Genomic DNA, 18,180 nt, shown 5'->3' with positions numbered 1-18,180 from the left:
CGCGCGGCACAGTCTTGTGCAACTTGTTGCACAAGCGCCTCCGGCTGCCCTAGAACAGACTCGACGAGAACTCCCACGGAGGACCCCCATGAGCCGATACCCGCACCTGCTCGAACCCCTCGATCTGGGCTTCACCACCCTGCCCAACCGCGTGCTCATGGGCTCGATGCACGTCGGACTCGAAGAGGCCGAGGACGGCTTCGCGCGGATGGCCGCCTTCTACGCGGCCCGCGCCCGCGGCGGTGTCGGCCTCATCGTCACCGGCGGCATCGCCCCGAACGAGGTCGGCCGGCCCTGGGCGGGCGGCGCCAAGCTGACCACCGCCGAGGAGGCCGCCGAGCACCGGGTGATCACCGAGGCGGTGCACCGCGAGGGCGGCCGGATCGCCATGCAGATCCTGCACTTCGGCCGGTACGCCTACCACGAGGACCTCGTCGCCCCGAGCGCCCTCCAGGCGCCCATCAGCCCCTTCCCGCCGCACGCCCTGAGCGAGGAGGAGATCGAGCAGACCATCGAGGACTTCGCGCGCGCGGCCGAGCTGGCCAAGGAGGCGGGCTACGACGGCGTCGAGATCATGGGCTCCGAGGGCTACCTCATCAACGAGTTCATCGCCGCCGCCACCAACCACCGCGAGGACCGCTGGGGCGGCTCCTACGAGAACCGGATGCGCTTCCCGGTGGAGATCGTCCGGCGGGTCCGCGAGCGGGTGGGCCCCGACTTCATCCTGATCTACCGGCTCTCCATGCTGGACCTGGTCCCCGGCGGCTCCACCCTGGAGGAGGTGCTCACCCTGGCCCGCGCCGTCGAGGCGGCCGGGGCCAGCATCATCAACACCGGTATCGGCTGGCACGAGGCGCGCATCCCCACCATCGCCACCTCGGTGCCGCGCGGGGCCTACGCCTGGGTGACCAAGAAGGTCATGGGCGAGGTGGGCGTGCCGCTGGTCGCGGTGAACCGGATCAACACCCCCGAGATCGCCGAGGACCTGCTCGCCGACGGCGTCTGCGACATGGTCTCGCTGGCCCGGCCGCTCCTCGCCGACCCCGACTTCGTGGCCAAGGCGCGGGCCGAGAAGTCCGAGGCGATCAACACCTGCATCGGCTGCAACCAGGCCTGCCTCGACCACACCTTCAGCCTCAAGATCACCTCCTGCCTGGTCAACCCGCGGGCCTGCCACGAGACCGAACTCGTCCTCGCGCCCACCCGGCGGCGCAAACGCGTCGGTGTCATCGGCGCCGGTCCCGCCGGGCTCGCCTGCGCCGTCTCCGCCGCCGAACGCGGCCACGAGGTCACCCTCTACGACGCCGCCCAGGAGATCGGCGGTCAGCTCAACGTCGCCCGCAAGGTCCCCGGCAAGCAGGAGTTCGACGAGACGCTGCGCTACTTCCGCCACCAGCTCGCCGAGCACGGCGTGGACGTGCGCCTGGGCACCGCGGTCAGCGCGGAGAAGCTGGCCGGGGAGGAGTACGACGAGATCGTGGTCGCCACCGGGGTCAGCCCGCGGATCCCGGAGATCGCCGGGATCGACCACCCCAGTGTGGTCGGCTACCTCGACGTGCTGCGCGAGGAGGTGCCGGTCGGCGAGCGGGTCGCGATCCTCGGCGCCGGGGGCATCGGCTTCGACGTGGCCGAGTTCCTCACCGACGAGGGCGACCACGCGAGCGCCGACCCGGAGGTCTTCTTCCGCCACTGGGGCGTCGACACCGGGTACGCCACCGGCGGCGGCCTCACCGCACCCGCGCGCCCCGCCCAGCAGCGCACCGTGCACCTGCTCCAGCGCAAGACCTCCAAGGTCGGCGCCGGGCTCGGCAAGACCACCGGCTGGATCCACCGCCTCGAACTGCGCCACCGCGGCGTCAACATGGTCGCCGGTGTCACCTACGAGCGGATCGACGACGAGGGCCTGCACCTCACCGTGGACGGGCAGCCCGAGGTGCTCGCCGTGGACACCGTCGTCCTGTGCACCGGCCAGGAGCCCCGGCGCGACCTGTACGAGGAGCTGCTCGCCACGGGCCGCAGCGTGCACCTCATCGGGGGCGCCGACGTCGCCGCCGAACTCGACGCCAAGCGCGCCATCAAGCAGGGCACCGAACTCGCCGCCGCCCTGTGAACCGCCGCCCGGCCGCGGTGCGCCGCGGCCGGGCCGTCCGGCGCCGCGGCACCCCTCCTTAGGATCTGTCCATGTCCCTGCCGCACGCGATCCTCATCGCCCTGCTGGAGAAGTCGTCCTCCGGTCTCGAACTCACCCGCAGATTCGACAAGTCGATCGGCTACTTCTGGTCCGCCACCCACCAGCAGATCTACCGGGAACTGGGCCGTCTGGAGCGCGAGGGGCAGATCCGGGCCATCCCCGCCCCGCAGCCCGCCCGCGGCAAACGCAAGGAGTACGAGGTCCTGCCCGCGGGCCGCGCCGAGCTGATCCGCTGGAAGGCCGAGCAGGACGAGCCCAAACGCCCGCGCGACCCGCTGCTGCTGCGGCTGCGCGCCTCCGGAGTGGTCGGCACCGAGGGCCTCGAACCCGAGCTGCGCCGCCATCTCGACCTGCACCGCGCCCAGTTGGCGGCGTACCAGGAGATGGAGAAGCGCGACTTCGCACCGCCCGAGGACACCGAGCGCGGACGTGTCCACCACCTCGTCCTGCGCGGCGGCATCATGATGGAGAGCTTCTGGGTGGAGTGGCTCGGCGAGGTCCTGGCCGGCCTCCCGGGGCAGCCGCCCGCCGGGGACGAGGCGGCACCGGGGGAGGACGACGCGGACGAGACGGCGCCCGGGGAGGGCGAGGCGTTGCCTGGAAAGGACGAGGCGGCGCCCGGAAAGGACGAGGCGGACCGGACGGACGCGGGCTGACCCGGCCGCCCGGCCGCCCGGCCGTCCTCGGGATCAGGACGGGCGGCGCCGGGACAGCCGCCGCAGCTGCCAGAGGGTTCCGCCCGCCGCGGCGGCGACCAGGGCGCCGCCGCCCGCGAGGACCAGGGTGCTGTAGTCGTCGCGGGAGCCGCCGAGCCCGCCCTGCACGCCCCGCGAGGGCGAGGCGCTGACGGTGGGCCGCGGGCTGGGCGGCGGTGCCGAGGTCGCCGAGATGGTGGGGGTGGTCGTCGGGGCCGCGTTCGGCGCCGAGACCGACAGCGCGGAGCCCGGCACCCGGACCGTACGGGCACCGGGGGAGGAGCCGTCCCGGCAGAGCACGCTCACCGTGTAGACGCCCGCGTCGAGCTCCGACCAGGAGGCCGTGCGGCGCTCACCGCCCGCCTTGAGGGTGGCGGTACGCCCCTGTACGGGGTTGGCCCGCCCGGTGGCGACCAGTTTCGCGAGGCCGCCCTGGGCGCAGGCGCCGGTGCGCAGATGCACGGAGTCCCCCTGCGCGGTGACGGTGAACTCCGGGGCGGCCTGCGCCGCACCGGCGGCGGTGAGCGGCAGGGCGGCGGCCACGAGGGCGAGTCCGGTGCGGACGAGGGGCGCGGTACGCATGCTTCCTCCGGCGGCACGGACGACGGTACGCCGGGTGTGCCGCCGAGGAGGGGGAGCGGCCGTGCTGCTCTGGTCCGAGCCAAGGCCCCTTGGGCGCGCGGCGCATGCGGGCGCGGTCCGGGCAGGTGACCGGCTCCGCCATACGGTGGGAGGGCGGTGCGGCGGCGCGACTCGGAGGGCGGGGGTTCGCGGCTGCTTCCGGTGTCCGCGCGGGTGGACCGGCCGGGGTGCATGCCGCTCGGATCCGCCGGGTCGGCCCTGCTCGGGCCGCCGGACCGGCGCGGCCCGGATCCGCCGGGCTCGGCCCCCGGTTCCCACCCGTCAGGCCCAGCCCCCGCCCGCCCTCCGGACCGCCCGGCTCCTCAGACCTTGCGGTACGCGTAGGCGTCGGCCGCCGCCGCGGCCACCGCGTCGAGGTCCGCTCCGGCCGCGGCGCTGACGTAGGCCGCCACCGCGCCCTCGACGAAGGGGGCGTCCACCAGGCGGGTGCCCGGGGGCAGTTCGTCCTCCTCGGCGAGGAGGGTCTTCACCGTGAGGACCGCGCTGCCGAGGTCGGCGAGGACCGCGACGCCCGCACCGCGGTCCACCGCCCGCGCGGCGGCGACGATGAGCGCGGCGCTGGTGCCGAGGGCGCCGTCCTCGGTGCCGCCCGCCGCCTCGATCAGGACCTCGCCGCCGCCCGGCGCGAGACCCGTGGCCAGCTCGGCGGTCGCCCGCGCCAGCGCGGCGCTGTGCGAGACGAGGACGACGCCGACCGGTCCGGTGCCCGTCTCACTCATCGGACCCGCCCTCCCGGCCCGCGGCGGTCTCGGCCAGCGCGGCGAACAGCAGCGCCGAGGAGGTCGCCCCGGGGTCCTGGTGGCCGATGCTGCGCTCACCGACGTAACTGGCCCGCCCCTTGCGGGCCTGGAGCGGGGTGGTGTCCACGGCGCCCTGCTCGGCGGCCTCGCGCGCGGCCTCGAAGGAGGTGGCCAGCGCCTCCGCGGCCGGAGCCAGGGCGTCGATCATGGTCTTGTCGCCGGGGGCGGCGCCGCCCAGGGTGGCCACCGCCTGCACTCCGGCGCCGAGCGCCGCCGCCAGCTCCTCCCGGGAGACCTCGGGCGCCTCGCCGAGCGCCTTGCCCGCCCGCCGCAGCAGCGTGCCGTACAGCGGACCGGAGGCGCCCCCGACGGTGGAGATCAACTGCCGCCCGCACAGGGTCAGTACGGCGGAGGGGGTGGGCGTCTCCTCCCGCTCCAGGGCGGTCGCCACGGCACTGAACCCGCGGTGCAGATTGGTGCCGTGGTCCGCGTCGCCGATGGGCGAGTCGAGCAAGGTCAGCCGGTCCGCCTCCCGGCTGATCAGGGCGGCCGCCCCGGTCATCCAGCGGCGGAAGAATGCGGCGTCGAGCACGGAGTCTCCAGAGGGTCGGTACGGGCGGTGCGGCGGTGCCGGACGGGGCGGGCCCGGCGTGGTGCGGGGCTCACACCCCCCAGCGCAGCGCGGGCGTCCGCACGGGCGCGTCCCACAGCCGCAGCATCTCCTCGTCGGCCTCGCACAGCGTCACCGAGACGCCCGCCATGTCCAGCGAGGTCACATAGTTGCCCACCAGGACGCGGGCCGTCACCACCCCGCGTTCGGCGAGCACCCGCTGCACCTCGGCGTGGAATCCGTAGAGTTCGAGCAGCGGGGTGGCGCCCATGCCGTTGACCAGGAGCAGGACGGGGCCGCGCGGGCGCAGGTCGCCGAGCACGCTGTCCACGGCGTAGTCCGCGATCTCGCGCGAGGTCATCATCGGCCGCCGCTCCCGGCCCGGTTCGCCGTGGATGCCGACGCCGAGTTCGAGTTCACCGGGCGGCAGGTCGAAGGTCGGGCTCCCCTTGGCGGGGGTGGAGCAGGCGCTCAGCGCCACCCCGAAGCTGCGGGAGCGCTCGACCACCCGCTGCCCGATCTCCCGCACCTGCTCCAGCGGCCGGCCCTCGTCCGCGGCGGCCCCGGCGATCTTGTGCACGAACAGGGTGGCGCCCGTGCCCCGCCGCCCCGCCGTGAAGGTGCTGTCCCGTACCGCCACGTCGTCGTCGACGAGGACCTTGGCGACCTGGATACCCTCGTCCTCGGCGAGTTCGGCGGCCATGTCGAAGTTGAGCACGTCGCCGGTGTAGTTCTTGACGACGAAGAGCACCCCGGCCCCGCTGTCCACCGCCGCCGCGGCCCGCAGCATCTGGTCCGGCACCGGAGAGGTGAAGACCTCGCCCGGACAGGCCGCCGCGAGCATCCCGGGCCCGACGAATCCGCCGTGCAGGGGTTCGTGCCCCGAGCCACCGCCCGAGACCAGCGCGACCTTCCCGGCCACCGGGGCGTCCCGGCGCACGATCACCCGGTTCTCGACGTCCACGGTCAGCTCGGGGTGCGCCGCCGCCATGCCGCGCAGCGCGTCGGCGACCACCGTCTCGGCGACATTGATCAGCATCTTCACGAGTGCCTCCAGGGGAGCCTAGCAGGTCAGTCACTCACCTGCTTCTTTGCTGGTCAGAGGGGGTTTGCTCGGTCTGTGTCCCAGGTGTTCCACGGTGCTTCACGGCGGTCCGCAGCGGGGTCCGGCGCTGCTGACGCGGACTCGTCGCCGACTGCTGTGACGGGCAGTCAGGTCGAGGGGACGGTCGGACGAGTCCTCGGCCGTGATGCCGTTGTCGGCAGTATCGGCCGTGGCGCAGCGAAGGTCACGCGCAAGTACGTCATTGGGCGCGAGCGTCATCGGGCGCGCGCCGGTCCGCACGCGGGGGAGAGGCCGGCGGCGGGCGCGGCCGCGGTGGATCCGGACCACCGGGCTCCGCCGTGGCGGGTGCTGTCGGGCAGGCGCCGCCCGGCGGTCCGGCGGGCGGGCGCCTGCACCTCGGCGCGAGGCGCGCGACGGAGTCCCGCGGCCCACCGCTCCCGGTTAGGCCTCCGGGCCTTCGTCGCTCAGTTGCTCGTGCTCGTTGGTCCCGTGGGCCAGCTCTTGCAGGATCTCGTGCTGGGTGCGTCCGGTGTCGCCGGCGGCCTTCCGCAGCAGCAGGGCGCAGAGGGCCGCGGTGCCGTCGAGCATCTGCGCGGCGGCCTCGGGGTTCTCGTGCCGCTGCTCGCTGATGTACCGGGTGAGCATGTCGTCGCCGGAGGCGTAGGCGGTCATGAACTCGATACCGGCCCGGATCCGGTCGTAATCGTTTTCCATGGCGCAACCGTGGCACAGGCCTCGGCGGGCGCTCCCCTCGGGGCGGCCCCCGGACCTGCCGCCGGGTCCGGTCCCGGGCTCAGGCGGTCAGGGCGTCGTCCACGGCGCCGAGGAAGGCCTTGAGGTCCTCGGGTGTGCGCGAGGTGATCAGCGTCCAGCCGTTCGCGCCGCAGACCTTCACCTCCTGGTCGACCCAGGTGCCGCCCGCGTTGCGGATGTCGGTGGCGACCGACGGGTAGGACGTGAGGGTCTTTCCCTCCAGGACTCCGGCCTCCACCGCCAGCCACGGCCCGTGGCAGATCGCCGCGACGCCGCGGCCGGACGCGGAGAACGCCCGCAGCAGCGCCACGGCGCCGTCCTGCAGCCGCAGGCTGTCGGCGTTGAGCGTGCCACCGGGCACCAGCAGCAGGTCGTAGCCGTCGGCGGACACCTCGCCGAGGCGGTGCGTGGCGTGCAGGGGAGAGCCGGGATCGCGGTCGCCGACGAGGGTGTCGATACGGTCCGCCTCCGGGGCGGCGATGTCGACCGAGGCGCCCGCGGTGCGCAAGTGGTCGACGGGCTGGGCGAGTTCGTCCTGTTCGACGCCGTAGTTGGTGCAGACGGCGAGCACGCGGCGGCCGTTCAGGTCGGGGGCGGGCATGAGATCTCCTCCTGTCGAAGGCCGCCGACGGCCGCGCGGGGCCGCCGGCGGACGGTGCTGTCCGTGCGGGTGCGGGCTGTCAGGCCTTGCGCTGCATGCCGGAGCGGGCCGGGTTCGCCTGCTCGTCGGCCTTGGGGTCCTTCTCGTCGGCCTTGGCGCGCACCCCCTGCTCGATGCGCTCGCCCACACCCTTGTCGATGTTCTTCCAGTAGGTGAAGGCCCGTTGGAGGATCGGCTCGCTCACCCCGTTCAGCAGGTGGCCGACGACGTTGTCCACCAGCCGCTCGCGCGCCGCGTCGTCGAGGACCTCGCGCACCATCGTGCCCGCCTGGCCCCAGTCGTCGTCCTCGGGATGGTCGACGTACGCGGTCCGCGTGAGGTCGCCGTCCGCGTACCAGCTCGGCGGCGTGCCGTAGCGCTCGACGTCCGCGGCCGGGCCGCCCTTGGAGTTCGGCGCGTACACCGGGTCGGTGGTCTTGCGGTAGGCCATCGCCCCGTCCTTGGAGTACGTGTGCAGGGGCGCGAGGGGAGCGTTGACCGGCAGCTGCTGGTAGTTGGCGCCGATCCGGTACCGGTGGGCGTCGGCGTACGAGAACAGCCGGCCGAGGAGCATCCGGTCGGGGCTGGGGCCGATGCCCGGGACCAGGTTGTTGGGCTGGAACGCGGCCTGCTCGATCTCCGCGTGGTTGTCCGTGGGGTTGCGGTCCAGGGTCATCCTGCCGACCTCGACGAGCGGGTAGTCGGCGTGCGGCCACACCTTGGTCAGGTCGAACGGGTTGAAGCGGTAGCCCGCCGCGTCCTCGTACGGCATGACCTGCACGTACAGCGTCCAACTCGGGAACTCCCCGTCCTGGATGTGCTCGAAGAGGTCCCTGGTGTGGTAATCCGTGTCCGCCGCGCACATCTGGTCACCCTCGTCCTGGGTGAAGAACTCGATGCCCTGGTCGGTCTTGAAGTGGTACTTCACCCAGAAGCGCTCGCCCTGGGCGTTGCTCCACAGGTACGTGTGGCTGCTGTAGCCGTTCATATGGCGCCAGGTCCGCGGGATGCCGCGGTCGCCCATCAGCCAGGTCACCTGGTGCGCGGACTCGGGGGAGAGGGTCCAGAAGTCCCACTGCATGTCGTGGTCGCGCAGGTTGTTGTCGGCGCGGCGCTTCTGGGAGCGGATGAAGTGCTGGAACTTCATCGGGTCCTTGATGAAGAAGACCGGTGTGTTGTTGCCGACCAGGTCGTAGTTGCCCTCGCTGGTGTAGAACTTCACCGCGAAGCCGCGCGGGTCGCGCCAGGTGTCCGGGCTGCCGCGCTCACCGGCCACCGTCGAGAACCGGATCACCAACTCCGTCTCGGTTCCCGGCTGGAACAGCGCCGCTTTCGTGTACCGGCTGACGTCGTGCGTCACCTGGAAGCGGCCGAAGGCACCGCTGCCCTTGGCGTGCGGCTGCCGCTCGGGGATCCGCTCCCGGTTGAACTGCGCCATCTGCTCGATCAGGTACGAGTCCTGCAGCAGGATCGGCCCTCCGGCACCGACGGTCAGCGAATGCTCGTCGCTCTCGACCGGCGCTCCGGAGTCACTGGTGGTGGCGGGGGTGTTCTCTGTCATCACGTTCCCTTTTCCTCGTCCGGCTTCCTCGTCCGTCTACCTTGTCCGTCCGCAGCTCGACGCCGCATGTACACGCCGACAGATCGGAGCCTTCGTGGCTGTTTTCTCCTTCTCACGGCCCCCTCCTTGCGCCCTTCGGCGGGAGCCGCGCCGAAGGCGAAGAAGGGGTGTGGGGGTGTGAGGTCCGGACATCCGGCCGTTCGCACAGCGGGACGGGCGGTCCGCGCGGAGGAGTCCCTGACCCTCCGGACCGGTGAGCCCGCTGTCAGACGGTGCCGCGCCAGGCGCCGGTCTCGGCGCCTCCGCGCGCCTCGATGAACTGCTTGAACCGCTTCAGATCGCCGACTGCCTGGCGCCTGACCAGACCGAGCTTGTCTCCGACGGCGTCGGCCAGGCCCTCAGGATCGTGGTCGAGCTGAAGCATGATCTTGGTGGTGTGGTCGTCGATACGGTGGAAGGTCACCACACCGGCCTGCCGGGCCTCGCCGCCGACGCTGGTCCACGCGACCCGCTCGTCCGGGATCTGCTCGGTGACCTCCGCGTCGAACTCCCGCTCGACACCGGCGATCCTGGTCTTCCAGTGGGTCAGGGTCGGAGTGCGCTGCTCGATCCGTTCGACGCCGTCCATGAACTTGGGAAAGTCCTCGAACTGGGTCCACTGGTTGTAGGCGGCACTGACCGGGACACCGACCTCGATGGACTCCTCGACCTGCGACACAGGGCTACCTCTCTTCCCACTCGGCTCTCGTTTCGGCTCTCATCCGGGTCCCACTCGGGGACGTCACCGACGAGTGCCCCGAGTCGGCGGGGGCATGCGGGGGCACTCGGCCCACGGCTCAAGTCCGCTGATCAACCACCCGAACGGGGCAATGGCGGGGGAGAGGGGCGCACCTTTCCGTGGGTGGCCTCGTACGCCGTTCAGCGCCCGGCTCTTCCCGGCGGGCATGCCATCGCCGAGCCTGAGGGGGCGGGGCTCGTCTCCGCTCGCGCGGAGAAAACTTCGATGGGACCGACGGATATCCGGAAAAGGGGTGGCTCACCTCCGCTCACGCGGAGAAAACGACTCCGTCGTCCCGTTGGCCCAGGCCACCCGCGGCTCACCTCCGCTCACGCGGAGAAAACGGCTTCTCGTCGCGGCTGAACCGCGTCACGATCGGCTCACCTCCGCTCACGCGGAGCAAACGCCCTGCTGGCCTCGGAGTTCGCGCTCACCGACGGCTCACCTCCGCTCGCGCGGAGAAAACGGCTCCTCTTTTGGGCCCGGCTCGGCGGCCAACGGCTCACCTCCGCTCGCGCGGAGAAAACACCATCCGCCCCGACTGCCGCACCAAGGCCTGCGGCTCACCTCCGCTCGCGCGGAGAAAATCTCCATGCCCCAGTGATCCTCTTTTTCCTCATCGGCTCACCTCCGCTCGCGCGGAGAAAATGACGATGCCGGCCCCGCGGTCACGGGCGGAGGCGGCTCACCTCCGCTCGCGCGGAGAAAATGCCGCGCGGGCAGGCGCGCGGCTCCGGATCCTCGGCTCACCTCCGCTCGCGCGGAGAAAATGCGAGCACCGCGGCGAGCATGTCGGCGGCCGTCGGCTCACCTCCGCTCGCGCGGAGAAAATGGTCTCGGGGGCCACCGGGTCGGTGGTGGTGGCGGCTCACCTCCGCTCGCGCGGAGAAAATCCTATGACCCGAAGAGGGCTGGCGTCTACCGAAGGCTCACCTCCGCTCGCGCGGAGAAAATGGGGCATCACCTGTACCGGCCTCGCAGTACTTCGGCTCACCTCCGCTCGCGCGGAGAAAATCCCGCGCTGTCGCCCACCGAGGACGCCGCGAACGGCTCACCTCCGCTCGCGCGGAGAAAATCCCTGAGGATCCGTGTTTTCGACGTGGCCGACTGGCTCACCTCCGCTCGCGCGGAGAAAATAATTTCGCTCGACGGGGTGGAACCCGAAGAGCCGGCTCACCTCCGCTCGCGCGGAGAAAATACTTCCTGACCTGCAACGCCAGAGGGGCTTTGCCATTTCATTGCCAGGCGTGATGCCAGGCAGCGGGTGACCAGTGCGCACGGTCTGCACTGTAGGTGAGGCAGCCCTTCCGGGAGCGGGAATGATCCGATCGGCTTGCGCTGCCGGGGCGCGTCGGCAGGGGTGTGCAGTTGCTCGGTGGTTGTCGCGGCCTGTTCGCGTGGACGATGGGCGGCAGGCTCGCGGTCGGGGGACAGGAACGGCAAAGCGGCGGCATCCCGGGCATCGCCCCGAGCCCGCTCCCCAGGTGGGGTGACACGCGGCCGCAATACCCCTGTCGTAATCCGCTTGCATGGTTGATCGTTGGGCCCGACACCGCAGCAATCGAAGATCAGCGCAGGGGGATCAGCTCATGACCATCAGCCGCAGAAGGATGCTCGCCACCGGTACGGCGCTCGGCCTGCTGACCGCCTGCGGCTCCAACACCGGCCGGGAGGACGGCGGTTCGGGCAAGGGGCCGCAGCTCTCGCACTGGTACCACCAGTACGGCGAGGCCGGTACCGAGGAGGCCGTGAAGCGGTACGCCGCCGACTACGAGAAGGCCGACGTACGCGTCCAGTGGCGGCCCGGCAACTACGACGAGCAGACCGCCGCCGCGCTGCTCACCACCTCGGGACCGGACGTCTTCGAGGCCAACGGACCCACCCTGGACCAGATCCGCGGCGGCCAGGTGCTCGACCTCACCGAGCAACTCGGGGACGCCAAGGACGACTTCAACCCGGTGGTCCTCAAGCCGAAGACCTACGAGGGCCGGATCTGGGCGGTGCCGCAGGTCGTCGACATGCAGCTGCTCTACTACCGCAAGAGCCTGCTCTCCGAGGCGGGCGTGCGGCCGCCCCGTACCCTCGACGAACTGGTCGACGCGGCAAAGGAGTTGACGGGCAAGAAGACCAAGGGCCTGTTCCTCGGCAACGACGGCGGCGCCGGGGTCCTCGGCGGCACGCCCCTGAACGCGGCGGGTCTGAGCCTGGTCACCGACGACGGCAAGGTGGGCTTCGACGACCCGGCCGCCGCCCGCGCCCTGAGCAAGCTGCGTGCCTTGTACGCGGCGAAGTCGCTGCTCCTCGGGGCGCCTTCGGACTGGTCGGACCCCTCGGCCTTCGTCCAGGGGCTGACCGCCATGCAGTGGTCCGGCCTGTGGGCGCTGCCCGCCGTGCAGAAGGCCCTCGGGGACGACTTCGGGGTGCTGCCCTTCCCGGCCGACGGACCCGGTGGGAAGGCCGCGGTGCCGGTCGGCGCCTACGGGGCGGCGGTCAGTGCCCGGGCCCGGGACAAGGCGGCGGCCAAGGCGTACGTGAAGTGGCTGTGGGTCGAACGCACCGACCACCAGCGGGACTTCGCGCTCTCCTACGGTTTCCACATCCCGGCCCGGCTGTCCCTGGCGAAGAAGGCGGACGTCCTCACCAAGGGTCCCGCGGCCGACGCGGTGCGCTACTCCACCGATCACGGCAACGCCGAGCCGCTGCTGTGGACGCCCGCGAGCCGGGTCGCCTACCAGGACGCGCTGAGCCGGATCATCAAGTCCGGAGCCGACCCGGAGCGCGAGCTCAAGAAGGTGGTGCGCAAGGTGTCGGCGGAGCTGGCCCGGACGCGGAAGAAGTCCGCGTGAGCGCAGTCGCCGAGCAGAAGACCGCCCCGCACCCGGAGACCGCGGCGGCACCGGCCGGGGCGGGGCGGTGGCGGCGCCTGGCCGGGCCGCAGAACCGCAATCTGTGGTTCTGGGTCTTCGTCGGCCCCTTCGCGCTCGGCCTGCTCGTCTTCACCTACGTCCCGCTGGGCTGGAGCGTCTACCTCAGCTTCTTCGACGCCCACAACACGGTCTCGCCCACGGAGTTCGTCGGCCTCGACAACTACACCGCGCTGCTGCGCGACGAGGCCTTCACCGACAGCCTGTGGACCTTCGCGGTCTTCACCGCCTTCATCGTGCCGACCACCTTCGTGCTCTCGCTCTCCCTCGCGCTGATGGTCAACCGGCTGCGCCGCGCCCAGGCCTTCTTCCGTTCGGTGTTCTTCCTGCCCGCCGCCTGCAGCTATGTGGTCGCGGCCCTCATCTGGAAGATGTCCCTCTTCAACGGGGTGCGCTTCGGCCTCGCCAACACCGTGCTCGGCTGGTTCGGCGCCGAGCAGACGGCCTGGCTCTCCACCACCGACCCGCCCTGGTACTGGCTGGTCATCGTCACCGTACGGCTGTGGCTCCAGGCCGGCTTCTACATGATCCTCTTCCTGGCGGCGCTCCAGCGGATCTCCCCGGCGCTGTACGAGGCGGCGGCCGTGGACGGGGCCCGGCCCGGCTGGCAGGTGCTGCGCCACATCACCCTGCCGCAGCTGCGGGCCACCTCGGTGGCGGTGGTGCTGCTGCTCGTCATCAACGCCTTCCAGGCCTTCGACGAGTTCTACAACCTGCTCTCGGACGCCCGCGGTTACCCGCCCTACGCCCGGCCACCGCTGGTGTACCTGTACTACACGGCCCTCGGCCAGGGGCAGAACCTCGGCTACGGCAGCGCCGGCGCGGTCCTGCTCGCGCTGATCATCGCCGTGGTGACGGTCGGCCAGGCGCGCTGGTTCGGTCTCGGCCGGAAGGAGGACTGAGGTGTACGACGCGTGGATCCGGGTGGGCCGGGCGCTGCGGCTCTCCCTGCTGATCGCCCTGGCACTGCTCTTCCTGGTGCCCTTCTACCTCCTCGTCCGCAACGGCCTCTCCGCCGAGGCGGACATCACCGCCCCCGACTGGACCTTCTTCCCCTCCACCCTGCACTGGTCGAACGTCACCGAGCTGTTCGAGGACTCCACCGTCCCGATGGCGCGCGCCCTGCTCAACTCGGCGCTCATCGCGGTCCTCACCACCCTCGGCACCCTCCTGCTCGCCTCCCTCGCGGGCTACGGGCTCGCCCGCATCCCCTACCGCTACGCCCAGCACGTCTTCTACGCGATCCTCGGCACCCTGATGATCCCGGCCGCGGTCACCTTCGTACCGACCTTCGTGCTCGTCTCCTCGCTCGGCTGGGTCTCGACGCTGCGCGGGCTGATCGTGCCGACCCTCTTCTCGGCCTTCGCCTGCTTCGTCTTCCGGCAGTACTTCCTCGGATTCCCACGGGAGTTGGAGGACGCGGCCCGGGTGGACGGGCTCGGCTACTGGCGGACCTACTGGCGGGTGGTGGTGCCCAACACGCGGCCGGTGTTCGCCGCGGTGGGCACCATCGTCTTCATCGGCGCCTGGAACTCCTTCCTGTGGCCGCTGGTCATCGGCCAGGACCGGCAGGCGTGGACGGTCCAGGTCGCCCTCGCCTCCTTCACCACCTCCCAGGTGATCCGCCTGCACGAACTCTTCATCGCGGCGGCCGTGTCGATCCTGCCGCTCCTGGTGGTCTTCCTCTTCCTCCAGCGCTGGATCGTGGCGGGGGTGGAACGCTCCGGCATCGACGAGTGAGGGCGCCGCCTTCGCCCGACCCGCCGCCCCGCCCCCATGGCGCCCCCTCGGCCGGTCCCGCGATACTGCGGCCACCCCGTACCCCCCGGAAGGACCCACGTGACTCACCAGCCCCCCATACCCACCCGGCTCGGACTCGGCGCGGCGGCGCTCCTGCTCGCCCTCGCGGGCCCGGCCCTGCCCGCCGCCGCGGACTCCCCGGCCGACACCGGGCGCGGCGCCGCGGAGCCCACCGTCGAGGAGCAGCGCCTCGACCGGGCCGCCCCGCAGGAGATCCTCCGGCGCAGCGGATTCGACGCCCTCGCCCCGCGCTTCGCCCGCGCCCTGGAGGAGGCCCGTACGTACGCGGAGGCCGAGCGGGCGGTCAGCCGTCATGGCTCGGCGCTGTGGCAGCGGGCGGTGGACCGCGCCCAGGGCCGGGGGCCCGCCGGGGGCGACCTCAGCCGGGGCGACGACCGGCCGCTGTACTGGGCCCGGCTCGCCCTGAGCCGCGAACTGCGCGCGTGGACACCCGAGTTCACCCTTGACGACGGCCGTCGGCGGGCCCTGCGCGCGGCCCTGGAGACCTCCTCGCGCGGCCAGGACGACATCCGCCACCCCGGCGGCCACCGGGTGAAGCGGGTCCTGGTCACCGGCTTCGACCCGTTCACGCTGGACCGGGACACCCGGATCGGCAACCCCTCGGGCGCCAGCGCGCTGGCCCTGGACGGCACCCTCGTCCGGACCGCCGAGGGACCGGCCCGGATCGAGACCGCCGTCTTCCCGGTGCGCTGGACGGACTTCGCCGAGGGCACCGTCGAGCGGGTCCTCGCCCGGCACCTGCCGCACCTGGACCTGTTCACCACGGTCAGCCAGGGCCGGGCCGGACGCTTCGACGTGGAGCGCACCAACGGCGCCTGGCGCGGCGGCTTCCCGGACAACGAGAACCTCTCCCGCACCGAGACCGTCCCGGTCGCCGACCCCGCCTCGCAGCCGCAGTGGACCTCCACCACGCTCCCGTACCGGCAGCTCACCGAGGCGGACACCGGCCGCTTCCCGGTGTACGACCACACCGAGGTCACCGAGATCCCGGCGGGCGGCACCGAGCCGGTGGTCAGGCCCGAGGGGCCCACCCCCGGTTCCACGGCGCGGGCCGGGGGCGGCGGCGACTACCTGTCCAACGAGATCGCCTACCGGGCCACGCTGCTCCGCGACCGCCTGGGCCTTCCGAAGCTGCCCGGCGGCCATCTGCACACCCCGGTCCTGGAGTTCGGCGCGGGCAACACCGACCCGGCGACCGGCGCCGTCACCGACCCGGGCTTCGAGAAGAACCGGTCGGACATCGTGGACCAGGTGCGGGCGCTGGTGAAGACGGCGGTCGGCACGGCCCGTTGAGCATCGCGGCCCGGCGGCCGACGGTGGGCTGAGACCGTCGGCCACCGGGGTTCGGGCTGGGGGCCTGGCCGCCACCGGGTGTGGGCTGGGCGCCGGGTGTGCTGGCTAGGGCGCCGGGTGCGCGGGCTAGAGCGCCGGGTGCGCGCACTGGGCCCCGGCCACCAGGTGTCCGTACCCCCGTGCCGGTGGTCAGGGACGTACGGGTTGGCCCTGGTCCCGTGCCCCCGTGGTCCGGCGGACGGTCTCCAGGAGGTAGTCCTTGCGCCGGAGCGCGTCGGGCTCCGCGCGCGGGCGCGCGGGCACCGGGCCGTGCACCGGCGCGTAGTGGCCGAAGACCGCGGAGAGCACCCCCTCGCCGCTGGTGAGCGAGGGCAGCCGCAGTTCGAGCGCGTGCACCGAGGCGGCCGGGACCTCGCCCTCCAGGACAAGGTCCTCGCCGCGCGCCACCGAGGTGCGCGGCACCGCCCGCAGCCGGGTGAGCACCGGCAGTACGGAGCCGAGCGCGCCCGCCGGGATCTCCAGGGTGAAGCGGTGCAGGGGTTCGAGCACGGTGGTCCCGGCCTGCTCCAGGGCGCTCATGAGCACCAGCGGGGTGAGGTGGCGGAAGTCGCCCGCGGTGCTCGACATGCTCTTGTCGAAGACCGCGTGGGCATGGCTCTGCCGGGGCGCGTAGCCGCAGTGCGTCAGGGTGACCGCGCAGTCGGTGACCCGCCAGCCGCGCAGCCCCTGCTCCAGGGCCCCGTGTACGGACTCCTCGACGGCCTTGAAGAAGGCCGCGGGCATCGAGCCGAGTTCGACCCCGAGCCGGAAGACCACCCCGCTGCCGCTCGCCGCCGGTTCGAGGCGCAGGCCCACGGTGGCGAGGAAGGGGTTGCCTTCGGCGTGCAGGAACTCGGCCGCGGCGCCGGTGGCCAGGGGCCGTTCGATGTGCAGGGTGGTGCTCTCGTGGAACTCGGCCCGGACGCCGTACTCCTCCGCGAGGGTCGCCTGGAGGACCTCCTTCTGGACCTCGCCGTAGAGGGAGACCGCCAGTTCGCCCGAGAGAGCTTCGCGGCGCAGGCCGATCAGCGGGTCCTGCTCGGCAAGCCGCAGCAGCGCCGTGTGCAGCGCCGCGCGGTCGGCTCCGGCCACCGGGACGACCACCGTCTCCAGCGAGGGCGGGGCGAACTCCGGTGAGGGCGGGGCGGACTCCGGTGAAGGCGGGGCGAACTCGCGTTCCCCGGCGGCCTGTTCGCCCCGCTCGCCGACGCGGTCCCCGATCCGGACCGAGCCGAGCCCGCGCAGGGTGCCGATCTGCCCGGCCCGCAGCGTCCCGGAGGGGCGGCACTCGCCCTGCGCGAAGACGCCGATGCCGGTGACCTTGCCCTCCCGGCCCTCGCCGTAGCCGAGGCGCTGCCTGGTCCGCACGGTGCCGGAGAACATCCGTACCCAGGCGGTCCGGTCGCCCGCCGGGCCCTGCTCGATCTTGAAGACCGTACCGGCGGCCGGTCCGCCGGACTCGCTCGCCGCCGTGGGCAGCAGGCCGGTGAGCCGGGAGACCAGGGCGGCCACCCCGGTACCGGTGGCGGCCGAGCCGAAGAGGACCGGGTGGACGAGGCCGCGCCGGGACTGCGCGGCCAGCTCCCGGAGCAGCCGGGGATAGGGGAGTCCCGCCTCGCCGGGCGGCAGCGCGAGCCAGTCGGCGAGCAGCGCCTCGTCCCGCTCGGCGAGCAGCTCCGTCAACCGCTCGGTGAAAGCGGCGTCCCCGGCATCGAGGGGAACGCTGCGGGCCGCCCGGGTGCCGATGCCCTCGACGGAGTCCAGGGCGAGACACGTGGGGGCCAGGCGTTCGGTGAGCGCGCGGAGCAGGGGCGCGTACCGGGCACCGGCCCGGTCGACCTTGTTCACGAAGACCAGGGTGGGCACCCGCAGCCGCCGCAGGGTGCGCATCAGGATCCGGGTCTGCGCCTGGACGCCCTCCACGGCGGAGACCACCAGGACGGCGCCGTCCAGTACCCGCAGCGCGCGCTCCACCTCGGCGATGAAGTCCGGGTGCCCGGGGGTGTCGATCAGGTTGACCGCGACGCCGTCCACGGTGAAGGAGGCGACGGCGGACTTGATGGTGATCCCGCGCTGCCGCTCCAGCGGCAGGGAGTCGGTGTGCGTGCTGCCCTCGTCGACGCGGCCGATCTCGTCGATGACGCCGACGGTGTGCAGCAGCCGCTCGGTCAGGCTCGTCTTGCCGGCGTCAACATGCGCCAGAATGCCCAGGTTCAGGGTGTGCAAGGGGTGTCATGTCCTCGGTGTAGACAGTGGGTTCCGTCTGGATGGACACGGACAGTCCTCGCATGACCACGGCTCCTCGGGTCGGTGGCTGAGTCCGTAGTGCAGCACCGGGCGCCGGCGCGGGGCAACGGGTTTTCCGCCACCGTCCGTGCTCCCGGCGGTGGTTGATCGTTTCGCCTGCGCATCCCCGGTGAGCTGCGC

General features: G+C 72.4%; 14 protein-coding genes, 1 pseudogene and 1 CRISPR repeat array. Of the genes and pseudogenes, 6 read left to right on the top strand and 9 right to left on the bottom strand.

Annotated elements, in window-relative coordinates; all coding sequences use genetic code 11:
* Window positions 1-88 precede the first annotated feature (88 nt).
* Complete coding sequence (locus MID12_RS00775; protein ID WP_040246086.1) at window positions 89-2,110, top strand: NADPH-dependent 2,4-dienoyl-CoA reductase; 2,022 nt, start codon at window positions 89-91, stop codon at window positions 2,108-2,110.
* Window positions 2,111-2,181: 71 nt separating this feature from the next.
* Window positions 2,182-2,721, top strand: a pseudogene (locus tag MID12_RS00770) (PadR family transcriptional regulator); the annotation flags it as partial.
* Between the two features lie 159 nt (window positions 2,722-2,880).
* On the opposite strand, the gene MID12_RS00765 reads toward MID12_RS00770, so the two are convergent.
* The 8 genes from MID12_RS00765 to MID12_RS00730 form a co-directional block, all read right to left on the bottom strand.
* The gene (locus MID12_RS00765) at window positions 2,881-3,468 is read right to left on the bottom strand and encodes a hypothetical protein (protein ID WP_040246085.1); all 588 of its coding nucleotides are present in this window, start codon (window positions 3,466-3,468) and stop codon (window positions 2,881-2,883) included.
* 362 nt (window positions 3,469-3,830) lie between these two features.
* Window positions 3,831-4,247: a PTS-dependent dihydroxyacetone kinase phosphotransferase subunit DhaM gene (locus MID12_RS00760; RefSeq protein WP_168541282.1), complete on the bottom strand. Its 417-nt coding sequence runs from the start codon at window positions 4,245-4,247 to the stop codon at window positions 3,831-3,833.
* Window positions 4,240-4,860: a dihydroxyacetone kinase subunit DhaL gene (dhaL, locus tag MID12_RS00755; RefSeq protein ID WP_263164167.1), complete on the bottom strand. Its 621-nt coding sequence runs from the start codon at window positions 4,858-4,860 to the stop codon at window positions 4,240-4,242. The genes MID12_RS00760 and dhaL overlap by 8 nt, the downstream gene beginning before the upstream one ends.
* Before the next feature lie 70 nt (window positions 4,861-4,930).
* Window positions 4,931-5,923, bottom strand: coding sequence for a dihydroxyacetone kinase subunit DhaK (gene dhaK / locus MID12_RS00750; RefSeq protein WP_040246082.1), 993 nt, complete (start codon window positions 5,921-5,923; stop codon window positions 4,931-4,933).
* A gap of 462 nt (window positions 5,924-6,385) precedes the next feature.
* Window positions 6,386-6,658, bottom strand: a complete 273-nt coding sequence (locus MID12_RS00745) for a hypothetical protein (RefSeq protein WP_263164164.1) — start codon at window positions 6,656-6,658, stop codon at window positions 6,386-6,388.
* 79 nt (window positions 6,659-6,737) lie between these two features.
* Window positions 6,738-7,298 (bottom strand): DJ-1/PfpI/YhbO family deglycase/protease, encoded by a 561-nt coding sequence (locus MID12_RS00740; protein ID WP_040246081.1) that lies wholly within the window; start codon window positions 7,296-7,298, stop codon window positions 6,738-6,740.
* A gap of 79 nt (window positions 7,299-7,377) precedes the next feature.
* On the bottom strand, window positions 7,378-8,898 hold the full coding sequence (locus tag MID12_RS00735; protein WP_040246080.1) for a catalase: 1,521 nt from the start codon (window positions 8,896-8,898) through the stop codon (window positions 7,378-7,380).
* Window positions 8,899-9,163: 265 nt separating this feature from the next.
* Window positions 9,164-9,616, bottom strand: coding sequence for an SRPBCC family protein (locus tag MID12_RS00730; protein WP_263164162.1), 453 nt, complete (start codon window positions 9,614-9,616; stop codon window positions 9,164-9,166).
* 253 nt (window positions 9,617-9,869) lie between these two features.
* A CRISPR array of direct repeats spans window positions 9,870-10,874; the repeat unit is 28 nt; unit sequence GGCTCACCTCCGCTCGCGCGGAGAAAAT.
* Between the two features lie 391 nt (window positions 10,875-11,265).
* Between MID12_RS00730 and MID12_RS00725 the strand changes: the two genes are divergently transcribed.
* The 4 genes from MID12_RS00725 to MID12_RS00710 all read left to right on the top strand — a co-directional run bounded on the left by MID12_RS00725 (window position 11,266) and on the right by MID12_RS00710 (window position 15,714).
* Window positions 11,266-12,522, top strand: a complete 1,257-nt coding sequence (locus tag MID12_RS00725; RefSeq protein ID WP_186095410.1) for an ABC transporter substrate-binding protein — start codon at window positions 11,266-11,268, stop codon at window positions 12,520-12,522.
* A 77-nt stretch (window positions 12,523-12,599) separates the two neighbouring features.
* A complete protein-coding gene (locus MID12_RS00720) occupies window positions 12,600-13,502 on the top strand; it encodes a carbohydrate ABC transporter permease (protein WP_040255964.1) in 903 nt (300 codons plus the stop codon).
* A gap of 1 nt (window position 13,503) precedes the next feature.
* Window positions 13,504-14,340 (top strand): carbohydrate ABC transporter permease, encoded by an 837-nt coding sequence (locus MID12_RS00715; protein WP_040246078.1) that lies wholly within the window; start codon window positions 13,504-13,506, stop codon window positions 14,338-14,340.
* 99 nt (window positions 14,341-14,439) lie between these two features.
* Window positions 14,440-15,714, top strand: coding sequence for a pyroglutamyl peptidase (locus tag MID12_RS00710; RefSeq protein WP_263164159.1), 1,275 nt, complete (start codon window positions 14,440-14,442; stop codon window positions 15,712-15,714).
* A gap of 189 nt (window positions 15,715-15,903) precedes the next feature.
* On the opposite strand, the gene MID12_RS00705 is transcribed toward MID12_RS00710, so the two are convergent.
* Entirely contained in the window at window positions 15,904-17,979 is a 2,076-nt protein-coding gene (locus MID12_RS00705; protein WP_263164157.1) for an elongation factor G, read from the bottom strand.
* Between the last annotated feature and the right edge of the window lie 201 nt (window positions 17,980-18,180).

It is taken from the genome of Streptomyces sp. SCSIO ZS0520 (assembly GCF_025643355.1).
Classification (GTDB): Bacteria; Actinomycetota; Actinomycetes; order Streptomycetales; family Streptomycetaceae; genus Streptomyces; species Streptomyces physcomitrii.
This window is presented reverse-complemented; position numbering and strand designations above follow the sequence as displayed.